At 50.3% G+C, this 16,620-nt stretch carries 18 protein-coding genes; 3 read left to right on the forward strand and 15 right to left on the reverse strand.

The features are described 5' to 3' along the window. Window positions 1-5: 5 nt before the first annotated feature. The 8 genes from hpf to AJ81_RS05615 all read right to left on the reverse strand — a co-directional run bounded on the left by hpf (window position 6) and on the right by AJ81_RS05615 (window position 6,767). Window positions 6-527 (reverse strand): ribosome hibernation-promoting factor, HPF/YfiA family, encoded by a 522-nt coding sequence (hpf, locus tag AJ81_RS05580; RefSeq protein ID WP_031505170.1) that lies wholly within the window; start codon window positions 525-527, stop codon window positions 6-8. A 4-nt stretch (window positions 528-531) separates the two neighbouring features. Further along, window positions 532-1,158, reverse strand: a complete 627-nt coding sequence (locus tag AJ81_RS05585; protein WP_031505169.1) for a hypothetical protein — start codon at window positions 1,156-1,158, stop codon at window positions 532-534. Between the two features lie 170 nt (window positions 1,159-1,328). Beyond that, on the reverse strand, window positions 1,329-1,805 hold the full coding sequence (locus AJ81_RS05590) for a chemotaxis protein CheX (RefSeq protein ID WP_031505168.1): 477 nt from the start codon (window positions 1,803-1,805) through the stop codon (window positions 1,329-1,331). A gap of 13 nt (window positions 1,806-1,818) precedes the next feature. Next, entirely contained in the window at window positions 1,819-4,497 is a 2,679-nt protein-coding gene (polA, locus tag AJ81_RS05595) for a DNA polymerase I (protein ID WP_031505167.1), read from the reverse strand. Next, window positions 4,475-4,837: a carboxymuconolactone decarboxylase family protein gene (locus AJ81_RS05600; protein WP_031505166.1), complete on the reverse strand. Its 363-nt coding sequence runs from the start codon at window positions 4,835-4,837 to the stop codon at window positions 4,475-4,477. The genes polA and AJ81_RS05600 overlap by 23 nt, the downstream gene beginning before the upstream one ends. Beyond that, a complete protein-coding gene (locus tag AJ81_RS05605; protein ID WP_031505165.1) occupies window positions 4,838-5,464 on the reverse strand; it encodes an MBL fold metallo-hydrolase in 627 nt (208 codons plus the stop codon). Between the two features lie 5 nt (window positions 5,465-5,469). After that, window positions 5,470-6,177, reverse strand: a complete 708-nt coding sequence (locus tag AJ81_RS05610) for an undecaprenyl-diphosphate phosphatase (RefSeq protein WP_081708836.1) — start codon at window positions 6,175-6,177, stop codon at window positions 5,470-5,472. Window positions 6,178-6,182: 5 nt separating this feature from the next. Continuing rightward, window positions 6,183-6,767, reverse strand: coding sequence for a CBS domain-containing protein (locus AJ81_RS05615; RefSeq protein ID WP_231845482.1), 585 nt, complete (start codon window positions 6,765-6,767; stop codon window positions 6,183-6,185). Window positions 6,768-7,319: 552 nt separating this feature from the next. Here AJ81_RS05615 and minD point away from each other — a divergent pair. Genes minD through AJ81_RS05630 form a run of 3 tightly spaced genes read left to right on the forward strand, consistent with a single transcriptional unit; the run spans window position 7,320 to window position 8,825 of the window. Further along, entirely contained in the window at window positions 7,320-8,135 is an 816-nt protein-coding gene (gene minD, locus AJ81_RS05620; RefSeq protein WP_031505162.1) for a septum site-determining protein MinD, read from the forward strand. Window positions 8,136-8,140: 5 nt separating this feature from the next. Continuing rightward, entirely contained in the window at window positions 8,141-8,416 is a 276-nt protein-coding gene (locus AJ81_RS05625; RefSeq protein ID WP_031505161.1) for a hypothetical protein, read from the forward strand. A 7-nt stretch (window positions 8,417-8,423) separates the two neighbouring features. Next, on the forward strand, window positions 8,424-8,825 hold the full coding sequence (locus AJ81_RS05630; protein WP_031505160.1) for a secondary thiamine-phosphate synthase enzyme YjbQ: 402 nt from the start codon (window positions 8,424-8,426) through the stop codon (window positions 8,823-8,825). Here the strand turns inward: AJ81_RS05630 and AJ81_RS05635 are convergent. The 7 genes from AJ81_RS05635 to AJ81_RS05665 are packed head-to-tail and all read right to left on the reverse strand — an operon-like array spanning window position 8,801 to window position 16,333. Then, entirely contained in the window at window positions 8,801-9,940 is a 1,140-nt protein-coding gene (locus AJ81_RS05635) for a type III PLP-dependent enzyme (protein WP_031505159.1), read from the reverse strand. The two genes, AJ81_RS05630 and AJ81_RS05635, sit on opposite strands and share 25 nt — an antisense overlap. Beyond that, entirely contained in the window at window positions 9,937-10,893 is a 957-nt protein-coding gene (locus tag AJ81_RS05640) for a GAF domain-containing protein (protein ID WP_031505158.1), read from the reverse strand. The genes AJ81_RS05635 and AJ81_RS05640 overlap by 4 nt, the downstream gene beginning before the upstream one ends. Continuing rightward, window positions 10,890-11,306, reverse strand: a complete 417-nt coding sequence (locus AJ81_RS05645; protein WP_031505157.1) for an RrF2 family transcriptional regulator — start codon at window positions 11,304-11,306, stop codon at window positions 10,890-10,892. The genes AJ81_RS05640 and AJ81_RS05645 overlap by 4 nt, the downstream gene beginning before the upstream one ends. A 5-nt stretch (window positions 11,307-11,311) precedes the next feature. Next, entirely contained in the window at window positions 11,312-13,027 is a 1,716-nt protein-coding gene (locus AJ81_RS11080) for a peptidoglycan DD-metalloendopeptidase family protein (protein WP_031505156.1), read from the reverse strand. Then, the gene (locus AJ81_RS05655; RefSeq protein ID WP_031505155.1) at window positions 13,024-13,680 is read right to left on the reverse strand and encodes a DUF2225 domain-containing protein; all 657 of its coding nucleotides are present in this window, start codon (window positions 13,678-13,680) and stop codon (window positions 13,024-13,026) included. The genes AJ81_RS11080 and AJ81_RS05655 overlap by 4 nt, the downstream gene beginning before the upstream one ends. A gap of 43 nt (window positions 13,681-13,723) precedes the next feature. Next, on the reverse strand, window positions 13,724-14,605 hold the full coding sequence (gene ftsY / locus AJ81_RS05660; RefSeq protein ID WP_031505154.1) for a signal recognition particle-docking protein FtsY: 882 nt from the start codon (window positions 14,603-14,605) through the stop codon (window positions 13,724-13,726). 3 nt (window positions 14,606-14,608) lie between these two features. After that, on the reverse strand, window positions 14,609-16,333 hold the full coding sequence (locus AJ81_RS05665; protein WP_031505153.1) for a proline--tRNA ligase: 1,725 nt from the start codon (window positions 16,331-16,333) through the stop codon (window positions 14,609-14,611). Between the last annotated feature and the right edge of the window lie 287 nt (window positions 16,334-16,620).

Consider the following 16,620-nt stretch of genomic DNA (forward strand, 5'->3'; position numbering starts at 1 on the left):
ATACCTCACTCGAAGAATTCGTAAAGGCTCAGTTTTCCATCCTTTCTGAGGAGCAAGAGATTGATCTCACCCGTCTCGCTGTTTCTGAACAAGAAAAACTGTCTATCCATAGCCTTGAACTGGAGAATGGCTTCCTCCATCGGCATCACGTTCAAAGGCAGTCTCCTGGTTTCGGCCACTTCTTCCTCGCTTTCCTCCGTTACGCTCGGAATCTCCAGCTGTTTGGGTTCCCTGTGTTTATCTCTGATCGTTGATTTGAGTTTCTTGACCTTCTTTTCGAGTGCGTCGCACAGGTTGTCTATCGCCGCGTACAGATCGGGATCTTTCTCCTGAACGACGATCACGTTGCCTCTGAGATTGATGTTCGCCTTCACCACGTAATTCACTGCGTCCTTTTCGGCTTTGATTTCCGCCGAGACGAGCTCCTCATCCTTGATGACTCTGTCGACCTTCTCGAGCCTTTTCTCCAGATATTGATGCATGGCAGCTGTGGCTTCAAAGCCTCGCGTCGTGAACCTGTAGTTCATCCATTCACCTCCCAAGAATGTCCTGTCTGACCTTCAAATAGCACTCGATCGCTTCAAGGTTTTCCTGCATCCTGACAAAGCTGTGACCGTAGAGCGTGACGAGAGAATAGATCAGATAGGACACGTCGTACGTTTTCGAAAGACATGTCGAAATCTGCACGTCGTTTTCCGAAAAGAACTTTTGTTCCTGACCTTCCAGCGATTTCATCGCAGACAACAGCTGATACTCCAGCATAACCAGTCCAGCGAGCAGGAGCAAGAAACCGAACGGAAGAACGAGTGTTACGAACAGACCGGCAACGGATGCCGAAAGTCCAAGGAGCATCCAAAGTTCATCACCCGTCAAGATCAAAGAGGAGTACTTCGGAAAACGCTCGGCGAGTTGCCGCTGAATCTCTCTGATCGAGCCACGCCACTTGAGAAATCCAACAAACAACCCAAGCCCACTCACGAACGACAGACCCTGCGTCACACCGAGGAATCTGTTAGCGTAGAGCGACCAGGACGCAACAACGATCACTGAGGCTATCAAACCGAGAAAGTTTGCCACGAAGAAAATCAGGCCGCAGTAGACCATCAAATGATGTGATGGTCTCGCCTTAAGATCGAACAGTTCGTTCAACTGTTTCACACCTCATCCCCCCAAAATCCAAAACAGTGTCGACAAAACCAATAATACGACACACAGAATTATCAACCAGACCGATCTCCTCTTGATCTCATCCTGTGTATCTCTAAAAACACGGAACGCCACAACGAGCAAGATCAGCAAAAGGGACGATAGCACCAAAACAAGAGCGATCATTGTTGACACTTCATCGAGCCCTTCGTTGCGAGAATGATCTCGGTATCTTCGGCATCAAAAATGCTCGTCAAAAGGTTTATCGCGAGTCCTTCTACGGTCAGCTTGAGGTTCTTTCCCGTAACGACGGTTGGTGGACTTATGACGATCCTGCAACCGACCTTCTCAAGGTTCATGGCTAATGCACCAGCGATCATGTTTCCAAGCTCTCCGATCGCACTCATGGCAAGATCGTCAAGAGCATCGTACTGAAGACCCATCATCTTCGATACGATCTTCAACGCCGTGGTCGGGCTGAAGGAATATATCAAGTTACCGTCCACACCACCGCTGAAACCTATCACGGTGACCATGTCGTACTTCGGCTTGATCTCCTTCAGAAGACCTGGCTTTCCAACAGCCGGTGTGACGTTCAACAGGGCCTTCAGCGTGTTCATAACGGCCGCTATCAGCGCGTTCACGATGCGTGCATCCACCGTTGATACCTCCTCATTCCCAGTGTTCGGACAGTTTCACATCCACTTTCAACGGTACTGACAATTTTACCACCGTTTCCATGATCTCCTTGACCTTTTTTGTAACCAATTCGGCTTCTTCGTTCGGTACCTCAAAAACGAGTTCATCGTGGACCTGCAGGATCATCTTCGTTCTCAAGCCCTTCTCCTTCAGGAACCTGTGAACTGCGATCATCGCAAGTTTCATTATATCAGCCGCCGTACCCTGTATGGGCGTGTTGACCGCGATCCTCTCACCTTCCTGTCGAACCGAGGAATCGGAGGATCTCAGCTGAGGTACCTCACGCTTTCTTCCAAAAAGTGTTCTCACGTGCCCATGGGTTTTCGCAAAGGCCACAGTCTTCGTTAAATATTCTCTGACATGTGGGTAGAGCTCGAAGTACTCTTTTATGAAAGCCTCCGCCTGCCGATAGGACAGTCCCGTTCGTTGCGACAGACCGTACGGTGAAACACCGTATATGATCGAAAAGTTCACCATTTTTCCTATGGATCTTTCCTCAGGTCCGACGTCCTCTTCCCTGATGCCGAAGATGCGAGCTGCTGTGAACGTGTGAACGTCCTTGTCCTTAACGAACGCCTCGATGAGGTTCTCATCTTTGCTCATGTGCGCAAGTACTCTCAACTCGATCTGCGAATAATCCGCGCTCAGAATCTTCCATCCACTCTGCTGTGGCACGACGGCCTTTCTGATTTCCCTGCCTTCCTCCTGCTTGCTGGGAAGATTTTGCAAGTTTGGATCGCTGCTGCTCAATCTTCCCGTCGCCGTACCAGTTTGATGGAAGCTCGTGTGTATTCTTCCCGTCTTTGGATGTACGAGCCTGGGCAACACATCCAGATAAGTGGATTTCAGTTTCTGATATTTCCTGTAAGAAAGTATCAACGGTACAATGGGATGTTCCTCAATCAAATCTTCCAACACATCGGCCCTCGTGGAGAGTTCACCGCCTGGAGTTTTACCCTTCGGTTTGATCTTGAGCTTTTCGAACAACACGTAGGCCGTTTGCTTCGGAGAGTTCAGATTGAACACTTCCCCAGCCAGGTCGAATATCTGCCTCGAAAGCTCGTTCATCTTCGCGCTGTACTTGAGAGAGAGATCCTTCAGATAGGAGACATCCATGTACACACCCGTGAGTTCCATCTCGGCGAGCACCACTATCAGGGGCATTTCTATCTTCTCCAACACGTCCGTCAGACCCTGCTCGTGCAGTTTGACGTTCAGAAGCTCGTAAAGTCTTCGCGTCACGTCCGCATCCTCGGCAGAATACTTCGTTGCATCCTGAACGTCAACATCGGCGAAGGTCACGGCACTGAACAGAGGAGAAGAGCTCTTGACCAGTTCGTCGAAACTCATCATCTTGTAGTTGAGAAACTTCAGGGCGAGTTCGTCGAGTCCGAACCTCTTCTCGTCTGGATTCAGCAGATACGCCGCGATCATCGTATCGAAGGCTGGCGGGTTCGGCGTGATGCCGTGCGCCATGAAGATGGAATAATCGTACTTGAGGTTCTGTCCAACGATTTTAATCGTCTTATCCTCGAGTATCGGTTTCAAACCTTTCAGGACCTTCTCCAGCGGCAGGTTGGGACCTCTTCTGTGACCCACAGGCACGTAATGACTGCTCTTGTCGGGCAGGGCGACAGATATTCCCACCAAGTGTGCACTGAGTGGATCCAAAGAATCTGTCTCTGTGTCTATCACGACATACTGACTGCTTTGCATACGCTGCAAGAGCTGCTCGAACTCTTGCTCGGTCAGGATCGCCCTGTAAGGCGTCTGTTCGGGCTGCTGAGCGTAGAGTCCAAGCTCCTTCATCAAGCTTGAGAACTCGAGTTCTTTCAGAAATTCAATCAGTTTCTCCTGTTTGAAACCCTCATACCTCAAATCTTCCCAGTTCAGACCAAGTTCCAGATCACTCATGAGCGTTACGAGCTTCTTGCTCTTGAAGGCGTCTTCTCTGTGTTGAAGGAGCAACTTGCCCAGCCTGCTGTTTTTATCGATCTTCTCGTATATTTCCTCGAGACTGCCATACTTCGATATGAGCTCGACTGCCGTCTTCGGGCCGATCCCCTGCACACCGGGCACGTTGTCCACGGTATCTCCAGCCAACGCGAGCAAGTCCACGATGTGATTGGGTGGCACTTGGAACTTCTCCAGGACCTTCTGCTCGTCGTAGAGCTCCAACTCCGAAATGCCCTTGATGGGTCTCCAGACCTTTATCTTATCGCTCACAAGCTGAAGAACATCCTTATCGCCGCTGACGATGTGAACCTCTTCGAAACGACTCTCGCCCTTCTTCGCGAGTGTTGCGATCACATCGTCTGCCTCACAACCTTCGTACTCGAGCACCTTCACACCCAGCGCTTCGACTCCTCTCTTTATGTAGGGCAACTGTTGCAACATAGCATCCGGCGCCGGGGCTCTTTGCGCTTTGTATTCGGCGAGCAACTCATGACGGTAGGTCCTCGTCTTCTTGTCCATGGCGAACCCCGCGTAGTCGCCCTCTCTGATGCGTTCCTTGAGGAACTTGATCATCATGCGCATCAAGCCATATGTGGCATTCGTTGGAATACCATCGCTCGTGCTGAGGGACTGATCTATCGCATAATAAGCCCTGTACGCCAAGCCAGTACCATCAAAGAGAAACAGTCTTGCCATTCTTCTCGAGCTCCCTCAGCTCTTGTAGAATTTCCACTGCCTTCCTCAAATGCGGTATCACGATCGAACCGCCCACGATCAGCGCAACGTTGAAGATCTCGAAAAATTCCTCGTCGCTCGTTCCGAGCTGGAAGAGTCTGATCATGTGGTACGCTATACAATCGTTGCACCTGAGGACCATCGAGGCCACCAAGCCGAGCATCTCTTTTGTCTTCGTGTCCAGAGCGCCCTTTTCGTACACCTGAGCGTCCAGGTTCATGAAACGTTTCGTGTGAAGGTTGCCTTTCTCCTCAATCAACCTGTTCAACTTTGCCCTGTAATCGATGAATTCTTCCACCATTCACGCACCACCAACCTTCATGGGAAGATCGTGAGAAAAGACAATCCAGTCACACTCTTCAGACATCTTTTTAAGAAACTCCGCCGTGGCATCTTTCTTGTAACCCTTCATGTACTCGAAATACTCAATCCTGCTGTAACATATATCCCCCGGCATGAGGACTTTACCCATGTTCTCAGTCGTTATCAACAGCGAGATATGCTCGGAGGAATGGTAAGGAGTGTGGAAGACTTTCACACAGTCGAAGAGCACGTCGCCGTCTTTCAGCGTGTGAACCTGTTTCCAACCTGAGAGCACCATCGTGTAGAACGGTCCGGCAATTGGACCGAACGAGGCGTAATTTCTCTCTCTGTACTTTTCGTGGACGTGGACCGTGGCGTTTTTGAAAAAGATCGAACAGAAGATGTGATCCATGTGTACGTGTGAAACTATCAGGTCCGTCACGTCCTCAGGTTTGATATTCTTCTCTTTGAGCGTTCGTTCCAAAGCTTCCCACGATGGAAAACTGCCCGGTTCTATGAGTACCGTTCGTTCCTCGTCGCTGAGCAGTGCCACTGTGCAGTAAGGCGACATCACGTACGGTGGAATTCTCATGCTACCGCCAGGTACAAGAACTTCAAATCTCATCGGTCTCACCCCAGAAGAAAGCTGAGAAAGGCTATGACAAGACAATAATCGGCGAACCATCTCAACTTTCGAACCAAAACTACCTTCTTCAAGATCACCAGTGCCACCAAACTGCTGAGAAAAGAAACCAGAAATGCAGGGTTCATCGTCAGAGAAGTTTCCCTGAGCTTCAGCAAAGACGCGCCCAGAAGAACCGGTATCGCCATGAGGAAAGTGTACGTAACGGATTCTTCTCTTCTGTAGTCAAGCAGAAGCGCGGCGGATAGCACCATCCCGCTGCGTGACACTCCTGGTAGTATGGCGATCGCTTGGAACAAACCTATCAGAAGTGCATCTCTTGCACTCATGTGATCTAAACTTTTTTCTCCGTCTTTCAAGGAGGACAGAAGTAGAAAAACGGCCGTGATGACGAAGAAGAACGGCAGGAAACCCACGTTGGAAAACACCGCTTCGACTTGTTCTTCGAAGAACAGGCCAACAAACATGGCGGGCAAGGTGGAGATGACTAAATTAATCAAAATCTTCCAGTTCTTCAGTGCCCTGAAAATGCCTCGATAAACTAACAATAAAATGGCGAGCAAGCTACCCGCGTGCAGCATAACAACTGTCTGCAGGTCGATATCGACCTGCAAGAGCTTTGAGAACAGCAAAAGATGACCCGAACTCGACACGGGTAAGAATTCAGTTGCACCCTGGACCGCCGCGAGGAACAACTGCTTCAGAATCCTTCCTCCTTTGCGATTTTCAAGAACTGGATGCCATGTTCTTTCAGCAATCTTTCTATCTGCTTTGGTTCGTGAGCGTCGAGCTTTACGGACACGCTTCGGGAACCGTCACGTTTAACCGTGTTCACAGCGAGCACGTTTATGCTGTTCAGCGCGAAAACGTCAAACACTTTTTTGAGCTCGCCAGGCCTGTCTTCCAACTCGAGCAGGACACGAACGCCGGGCTCGTCCATGGCAGTGATCGCCACGAACGCTTCCAGCACTTCGGTCAACGTGATCACACCCGTGACCTTCATATCAAAATCCACAACCGCAAGGCAACGTTCCTGTGATTCCCTGAAAGTCAGGGCGGCTTCTTCGATGTAGCTGTCTTCGTGTGTGAAGAAGTCCGGGAACACGACGTAGTCTTCAACTTTTGATTCGAGCTCAGCGTTGGCGATGTTGTTCTTGTAGACGAAGCCGGTGAACTTTCCTTCTTCGTCCACGGTGACGCAGTAGTCCGTTTTGTACTTTCTCATCTGACTGAGTGCCTCCTGAACGGTTGATCTAACGCTAATCAGAGGAAAATCTGTGTTCATCCAGTTTTTCACAAACAATCGAATCGCCCCCAGCTTTGAGAAGGTTTTTCCCTACTTCTAAAAAGATTCTACCATTTTCGTAGTAGTAGTAATAAATATAGCGGTGGTAAGTTTCGTAACGCAAATTTTGCGCTCACGAAGATTCATTATCTAAGATATAAATCTCGCACCGAGGGGGTGGTAGATTGCGTGGTAAGTTGCGTGGTAAATTTCTCATCCAGAGTGGTAAATTAGTGCTCAAAGTCGCTTGAATTCTAAATCTTTTGGGTGGTAAATTTCTGAAAAACGCATGATAAAAGAAAAAGCGAATTTTAGACTATTCTGGTCTAATTTGCATGACATCACTCTATCTATGAAAATAGCAGGCTTTGGAGAAATCTACCACCTCGAAATGCTCTACTGAAGCCATTTTCAGACGAAATCTACCACTTTTACACATGTTGTGGTGCGTAATCTACCACACAATATGTAGTAGGTGAACTATGCATCCAACGTTGTTCTCACTGTGGTAAAATCTATGCGAAAAATGTTGCTCCAAGGTGGTGAACGTTCGTGGCCAAAGTCATCGTTGTTACGTCTGGAAAAGGCGGGGTTGGCAAAACAACAGTTACGGCCAACCTTGGTTGTACGCTCGCCAAGCTCGGTGACAAAGTGTGCGTGATTGATGCGGACATAGGGCTGAAGAACCTGGACGTGGTGCTTGGTCTGGAAAACAGAGTTGTGCACACGCTGCTCGATGTGGTGAACGGTAAGGTCAGTGCTCAGGAAGCTTTGGTGAAGCACAAGCAGCAACGTAACCTCTATCTGCTGGCGACTTCGCAGGTTGCAACCAAGGAAATGGTTTCACCCGAGGATATGAGGGCCGTCGTGAAAGCGTTGCACCCGCTTTTCGACTACATCATCATAGATTCCCCGGCGGGGATAGAGAGGGGGTTCAGAAACGCCGTCGCACCGGCCGAACTGGCACTGATAGTCACCACGCCGGAACTGCCGGCTCTCTCAGATGCGGACAGGGTCGTTGGTCTGCTGGAGAATCTCGGCTTCGACGAGAAGGCGATGAAGGTGGTGCTGAACAGGTTCAAACCAAAGATGGTGAGGGCTGGAGAGATGCTCACCGAGCAGGACGTTGCATCGACACTCGCTTTGGAGATCGTCGGCGTTATTCCGGACTGCGAAGACGTAATCATTGCCACAAACAAAGGTATACCCGTTGTGCTGAATGGGGATCTTGGTGTGGCAAGAGTCTTCGAGAACGTTGCGAGACGACTCAAGGGGGAAACCATACCGCTTGATCAGGATCTGGCGCAGGTTCAGGAAAAAGGTTTCTTGACTTTCCTCAGAAATCTTTTCGGCAGGAAGAGGAGCTGATGACGATGTGGTTCTTCGGCCTCTTCAGCAGAAAGAAGAAGCGAGAGAAGAGTAGGGACACCGCTTACAAAAGATTGGAGGCCATTCTCGAGAGGAGAAGGCCCGTCTCTGTTACGGAGATCGTCCCCAAAGCCGAGTTCGAGGAGAACTCAGAGAAGATAAAAGAGAAGATCGTCACCTGGGTGAGTGACACCTTCAAGGTTTCCCCTGAGAGAGTGAAGGTCGAGTTCGAAGAGCACAACGGCTACATAGTGATCATAACCAACGTCATGTTCGAGTGAGAAAACCATGAAGAGCTTCTCCTTGAGAACGAAACAACGGATCGAGATGATCGATGTCACCGATCAGGTTCAACAGATTGTGAGAGAATCGGGCGTCAAAAGCGGTGTTTGTTTCGTGTTCGTGCCACACACCACGGCCGCCATCACGATCAACGAAGGTGCTGACAGTTCCGTTCGGTTGGACATCATCGAAAAACTTTCCGAGCTCGTCCCCTTCAGGGCAAACTATCACCATTTGGAAGGCAACAGCGACGCTCACATCAAAGCCAGCTTGATAGGCCCTTCGGTGACGATCCTCATAGAGAACGGAAAACTCGCCCTTGGAACCTGGCAACGCGTCTTCTTTTGTGAATTCGACGGTCCAAGGGCGAGACAAGTGTTCGTTCAGATCGTCGAGGCCAAGTCTTGAACGAAGTAAACTTTTGGTCCAGGAATTCCGTTGAAGTTCGTGGCGTACTCGACGGTGTAGGCTCCTGCGTTTATGAAGTACACGATATCATCTAAGGTGATGTTGTAAGGGAGCATCGCATCGTCATATACTTTATCGACGCTGTCACACGTCGGGCCGGCCAGCACGAAAGGCATCTTTTGCTCGTCCTCTTTTCCTTCCACAACGATCTCATAACGGAAATTCTCGATGGTTTCCATCAGACCGTGAAAGACTCCAGCATCGATGTAAACCCACTCCTCACTTCCGCGCTGGCACCTCAGCAAGACTCTTGTGACCAGTATCGCCGAATCTCCAACCATCGAACGCCCCGGCTCGGCGAAGATCTGCAGGTCCTTCACTCCACCGAGATACTCGTTGATCGCCTGCTCAACGATGTTTCCGATTTCATCCACGGTCGGTATGGGTTTGACGTGTTTGACGGGTATACCTCCACCTATGTCGAGGACGTTCAGATTGATCCCGTGTAGTTTCTCGGCCCAGTAGAAGACGCGTGCCACGCTTTCGATCGCGTTCCACCAGCTCTTCGGATCGTAGTTCTGAGATCCGACGTGGAAGCTCACACCGACTGGTTTCAGTCTCAACCTGGCTGCCTGCTCAATGAGCTGTACGGCGGTCATGGGATCTGCTCCGAACTTCCTCGAGAGTGGCCAGTCGCTGTGCCTGTTTTCGACAGCGACGCGAATGACCACCTGAGATCCCGGAGCGTTCTCTGCTATCTTTTCCAGTTCCATGGGTGAATCGGCCGCGAACAGGTTCAAGCCTATGTCGTAGGCATAGGCGATGTCCTTTTCCCGCTTGATGGGGTTTGCGAAGATCATCCTGTCAGGTGTAACATTCAGGCTCAAAAGTTTGTTGATTTCACCCACCGATGCCACATCGAAACTGCTTCCAAGATCTCTGAGTCTCTCGATGATTCTCGGGTGACTGTTGGCCTTCACTGCGTAGAAGATCCTGCAGTCTGGGATGGCGTTTGCAAGTTTTCTGTAGTTTTCCTCAACTATATCGAGGTCGATCAGTAAAAACGGCGTTTCGAGTTTTTTTGCAGCTTTCCTGACGAGCTCGTTCACCGTCATCCTTTCATCCTCACTTTTTGTGAGATCTTTTCACAGATTCTTTCAAGAAAATTCCTGTCGTTCTCATCAAAACTGTTCAACACGTGGCTGTCAATATCGAGCTCACCGAGGACCTCTCCGTTGACAACGATCGGCACCACGATTTCCGATTCGACCTTCGGACTACATGAAAGATAGTTCGTTTCTTTCGACACGTCCTGGACCACGAACGTCACTCTGCGTTCGGCCGCCTGACCGCATATGCCTCTTCCGAAAGGAATTCTCACATGTTCTGTTGGCTCCCCAACGAACGGTCCCAGCACGAGTTCGTCGCGTTTCGAAGGATCGGTGAGATAGAAGCCAACCCAGTTGTAATGGGGTACGTTCTCATAGAGGATTCTGCATACCTGCTCCATCGTTTTTTCGAGTTCTTCGTGTGCGAGTGCTTCCTCGATCCTGTTCCAGAGTCTTGCAAAAAGCTCCTCTTTCGGAACGTAGTCACCGTACCTTTCGCCTCTCTTAAAGCCAAGCGCGGCCTGATAGGCAACATAAGCAAGTTCGTCCAGCTTCTTGTTGTTCCAGAGGCTCAAAAGGTCTATCATTATCACCCATTCGCGTTTACCCTTTACCGCGACCCAGTCCTTGACGCCAAGCAGGCCGGTCAGCACGATCACGAACTCCTCGCGGCTGAGCTCGAACAGCTCGTGCTTTGCGGTGATCAATTTCGAACAGTGGTACTTCTGTTCGTGCGAGATCGAGTGCCAGTACTGCATGAGTCTGTCGAGGTTTCGACGCTCCATGTTCTTCAACAATGTGACGATCCATTCCTCAGATAAGTTCAACGTCTTTTCATACTCGTCTATCAGTGGTTCGTTCTTTGCTCTGTAGATCTTCCAATATTCGAACCATCTGTTCTTGTCGTAGCGCAAGATCTCGAAAAAATCGTCCGCAATGTTTTGAACGACTTTTCTCACGTGTCCTCCCTCCCGCAGGCAGCGAGCAGATCACGGAGCGTAACACTCATGAGTGTTTCTTTAATGCAGCTCATCAATCTGTCCCAGATCATGTTCTTGATCACGCAGCTTTCCCTATCGTCACAGTTACAGATATCTGGATCGCACTTCACGATCTTGTCCAACTCATCCACCGCCGTCACGATATCGTACGCGGTGATCTGAGACGGATCCTTGGCGAGTTCGTAGCCTCCTTTTCTTCCACGTCTCGCCTTCACGATACCGGCTTTTCGCAGTTGCAGCACGATCTTTTCAGCGAACTCTTTCGGCACGTTCGCACCTTGGGAAACTTTCGTGAGAGAGGTCAGTTCCCCACATCCGCCGATCGAAAGAAGTATCTTGAAAGCGTACTCACTCTTAACGGTGATGCCCAAAAAGATCACCTCATCTTCGACGTGACGAGATAAACGTCAACTTCCTCACGCATGTTCTGCAAAGCTTGCTTTGGATTGTTGACGTAGACGTCGACGATGTTGCCTTTTATGAGAAGTCCGGTATCCTCGACCACGAAGAGACCGAAATTGGGCTTGTCCGCGAACTGCGGTATATACACGATACTACCTAAGGGAATGACGGAAGGATCCGCAGCTAAGGTCCTCCACTCTTTCGGGATCGTACCGAGCGCAGTGATACGAAAAGTTGGATGTTCCGGCAACTTCCCATCGTCCCATTCGGAGTAGAACGTGGCTTCAAACCTGCCGACGTATTTGAGAAGGATGCGCAGAGGATCTTTCGGCTCTCCGTCTATCCATATCTCGAAGTGGAACAGATTGTTCACCATTCCTATAACCTGGCCCCTGCTGACCCAGCTGTTCGCGGTCACGTTCAGCGTCGAGAGGTTTCCGTACACCGCGAGTACACCGTTTCCATGGTCGATGCGCACATGATAGCCCTTCTCATCCTGAAGGATGCTCACGATTCTCCCGGGCAGAATAGAGAACACGCGAGAACCACTCTGCAGGCTGATTGTTATACCCGTTGTGACGCCACCGCTTGCAGGCCGACCGAACGTCGAGACCACATCCTCCAAACTCAGAGGCTTCTCCAACGGATAAGCGAAGAGGGAGCTTCTGTCCATGATGGGAATCTTTATCCTCTGACCCACGAGCAGTTTGTTGGGATCCTGTATATTGTTCAGTTCCATGATGAGTCTGAGCTTGTCCTGTCCAAGGCCATAAGCGCGCATGATGCTCGAGAGCGTGTCGTTGGGTTTCACCACGTAGGTTATGTACTCCTGATCGAGTCTCAGAAACCTTTCTCTATCGTATTCCCTCACAGTACCGCGCAACGTCTCCAGCTCCAGGCTGAGCTGTCTGACCAGTGCGGTCGTGTTGGCGATGTAGGTCTGAAGGTCCGCGGGGCTTGCAACGATCTGCTTTGAGGAAAACTCTTCGAATTTTCTCTCCATCTCGCGCTTCAAGTTGATCTCGATTTCCTGCATTCTCGATCTCACCTGGAAGAGCTCTCGCTCGATCGCTGATACGTTCACGATGGTCGCCTGCGGAGTCGTTGACAGCGTGTCGAAGGCCTTCTCGAGGGCATTCAACCTCGATGAAAGTTCGATCAGTTCGCCTATCTGGTTCGAAATCGAGGTTAGATTGTTCTCCAAGCTGCTCAATCTTTTAGCCGTTTCCTCCGCGTTGACTTGCGACAGAAGTTCCTCGGTACTTCTGACGAACCTTTCGTAAGCGATTTGCTGTTGTTTTTGTGCCGTTTCTAAGTCCGAGATCTTGTAAATGAGCTGGCGTATGTCGGAAACGTTCAGTGCCACGGACAGCTGGTTGAAACGCATCTCGAGGGAAGTGATACGCGCCAGGATCTGGTTCACATCGTCCTGCGAGACTGTTGGTATGCTCCTCTGTTCACTGATCAATCTTTTTGCAGTTGTCAATTCGTCGGAGATCTTCTTCACATCGCTCTGAAGACTCTCGACCGCTTTCTGGTTCGAATAAACGCTCCTCTCGAGTGCCGCGAGTCTGTATTCGAAATCGTCGAGTTTTCTGTTGATCTGTGCCAGGATATCTTGATTGTACTGCGAACAGGCAAAAGGTAGCATCGCTATCGATAGGATCAAGAGCCATCTTAGAGTTTTCATTTCTCGAGAGAAACCTCCTGCCATTCTTGTCTGGCTTGCTTCACATAGATCGAGTCGCTCTTTGAGAACCTCCTGAACATTTCGGAAAACCAGCGAACCGATTCTCTTCTGTTCCCAAGGCGTTTTTCGATCTCACCGAGGTAAAAGAGCGCAGCGATTTGGCGATCTTCCGAAAGATCTTCTTCGGTGTAGCTTTTTAAAAACAGCTCCTTCGCTCGTTCCAGGGCCTTCTTCTCCTCGTCTGGAGCGCCCGCGTCCCTGTAGAGCCATGCCAGCTTTAACAGGCTCTCAGCGGCACGAAACAACTTTTCCCTCGCAACGTACATCACGGCGGCGATGTTGTACTGAACGGCGGCGTCTCGAACCTTTTTGCTTTCGCTCAGATCGATTTCGATCTGCTCCAGCTTCTCGTGCATCCTGGCGATGGTTTCTGCTTGGGAAGATGTCAGATTCTCGAAATCGTCCTCGAACGATGTGTACAAACACTTCGGACAGCTCACCAGCTGAAACATGAGCGCGTTCACACCATCATAGATGGGCTTCAGGTCTGATTCTCGATTCTTGATCCTGATGGCGTCACTGAAGATCCTGACCGCCTCGAACTGGCTCTTGCACACGGGACAAACGTATCTTTTACGCCAAAAGGTCCGCAAGCTTTCATCCTCCGAATGTCCGAAAGGATTATACTCCCATTTCTCAAGACAGTAACGCCTCAACGAACTGCTTCGCATCGAAAGGTTTGAGATCATCCACGCTCTCACCGACACCGATGAATTTGATCGGTAGAGAAAGCTCGTGCTTTATGGCCAGCGCGATGCCTCCCTTGGCCGTTCCATCGAGCTTCGTGATGACGATACCAGTCACGTTCACCATCTCTTTGAAGATCCTTGCCTGCATTAGACCGTTCTGACCCGTCGTCGCATCTATGACGAGCAGCACTTCGTGTGGAGCACCGTCGACGAGTTTCGCAACGACCCTGTGTATCTTTCTGAGCTCCTCCATGAGATTCTTTTTGGTGTGCAGTCTTCCCGCTGTGTCTATGATCACGATGTCTTTAGACTTCGATTTTGCGTGGTTCACCGCATCGTAAGCGACCGCAGCTGGATCACTGCCTTCCTCGTGTGCGATCACGGTGCAATTGATCCTCTCACCCCAGACTTTGAGTTGCTCGATCGCGGCGGCCCTGAACGTGTCAGCGGCGGCCATCACAACGCTCTTGCCCATGGCCTGAAACTGAGAAGCCAGCTTCGCAACGGTTGTGGTCTTGCCAGAGCCGTTCACTCCCACCACGCTTATCACGCTCGGTGAGCCTGTCAAGTTCAGTGCGGTGTCGGCTTCCAGCAGTTCGACAAGGATCTTCTTCAGAGAAACGATCGGATCGTCCGGTCTTTCTTGCTTGAGCTTTTCTATGATCCATGTCGTGGTTTGGTGTCCAACGTCGGCGGCGATGAGCAGTTCCTCGAGCTCTTGAAGCATCTCTTCGTCGATTCTACCTACTTTGAGAAGTTGCTTTATTCCATCGAAGAAAGACTTCCTCGTTTTTTCGAGTCCCTTTTTCAGTCTCTCGAAGAATCCCATGTTTCATCTACCTCTCTGCGGATCGTAGGAATCGAGCATGTTCACGCACGTCTGGACGACTTTTGAGACGTCCGCCTCGATCCTGGTTTGATTTTTCTCGTTCCTCAGCTTCAACTCGACAAAGCCATCCTGCAGAGACTTTCCAACGGTGATCCTGAGCGGGAAACCTATCAGGTCGGCATCTTTGAACTTCATGCCCGGCGATATCTCTCGATCGTCGAGAAGGGCTTCGATTCCTTTGTTGTTCAGTTCTCTGTACAGAGACTCGGCGAACTTCTTTTGTCTCTCATCGTTCATCGAAACGACGGTCACGATGACCTCATAAGGCGCGATGGACCTTGGCCAGATGATCCCATCTTCATCGTTGAGCTGTTCCACAACGGCGGCCATTGTCCTGGAAACACCCCAGCCGTAGCAACCCATTATGAACGGCTTGAGATTGCCCTCTCTGTCCATGTAGTACGCACCCATGGACTGAGAGTACTTCGTACCGAGCTTGAAGACGTGTCCCAGCTCGATGCCCTTCATCGCCTGCAGAGGTTTTCCGCACACGGGACAAGGGTCGTTCTCGACGACGAGCACCAGATCCGTGTAATGATCTGGATTGAAATCTCTTCCAACGTTGGCGTTCACGTAGTGGTAGTCTTCCTTCATGCCACCAACGACCACGTTCTTCAGATGCCTCACACCGTGGTCAGCGACGATGGGCACGTTCACGCCCACCGGTCCTACAAATCCTATGGGCACTTTGAAGGTCTCGAAAACTTCGTCTGGAGTGGCAAGCCTCAAAGACTGGTCCTTCATGAAAACCTTCAACTTCTCCACGTTCAGTTCCCTGTCACCCTGGATCAGCGCCATGACGAAACCGTTTCTGCCGACGAACAAAAGCGACTTAACGATCCTCTTCGGCTCGACGGACAAAAAGTCCGCCACCTGCTGGACAGTGCGCACGTTCGGCGTGTGAACGAGCTGGATTAGCTTTTCGTCCTCCTCGATTTTTTCGTACTCGCCTCTGTAGGGTGCCTGCTCGTCACTGGAGGAATAACCACAGCTGTTACACCTGAGCAGGTTCGTTTCACCAACCTGCGCGAAACTGACGAACTCGTGCGATTGACTTCCACCGATCGCGCCACTTGCCGCCTCGACGATCATGTATTTCAGATTGATCCTTTCTACGATCTTACTGTAGGCATCGCTGCAGGCCTTGTATGCTTCATCCAGAGATTCTTCGCTGTCGTGGAAACTGTAACCATCCTTCATGATGAACTCTCTGGCACGCAGTAGTCCAAACCTCGGTCTGATCTCGTCTCTGTACTTGGGACCTATTTGGTACAGAAAAAGCGGAAGTTGTTTGTAAGAACGAACCTCATCCTTGACGAGGAAAGTGACCATCTCTTCGTGTGTGGGGCCCAGCGCGAAGTCTCTGCCGTGCCTGTCTTTGAGCTTCATCATCTCATCCCCATAATCATCCCAGCGCCCCGTCATCTGCCACAGCTCCGCAGGGTGAATGATGGGCATGGAGATCTCTTGAGCACCGATCTTGTTCATCTCTTCCCTTACGATGTTCTCTATTTTCGAAAGTGTTCTCTTCGCCAGCGGCAGGTACGTATAAACCCCGGCAGCCGCCTTCCTGATGAACCCCGCCCTGTACAAGAGTGCGTGGCTCACGACCTCCGCGTCTGCGGGAGCTTCTTTGACCGTTGGAGCGTAAAGTTGTGAGAATCTCACAGTCCACACCTCCGATTCTTACAGTTCCTTGATTGTATTCTATCGTGTGCGAGAGCTCGGGGTCACATGACTTCATCACGATTCAGTTAATTCGATTTGACCTGTCTCTCACCTTGCCGGACATAATAAAATTGGGGGAATATCGAAAGAAGCGGTTAGGTCCAATTCTATAGAGCAATTACTTTCACTTCTGAAGAAGAACTATGGACCCAATTGGTATGACAAAGTGAGCGTCCAAATCGATGAATTTTCTGGTCAAGTAGAAATCATAGTGGGACCTCAGAAGG

The sequence above is a fragment of the Pseudothermotoga hypogea DSM 11164 = NBRC 106472 genome (genome assembly GCF_000816145.1).
GTDB lineage: Bacteria > Thermotogota > Thermotogae > Thermotogales > DSM-5069 > Pseudothermotoga_A > Pseudothermotoga_A hypogea.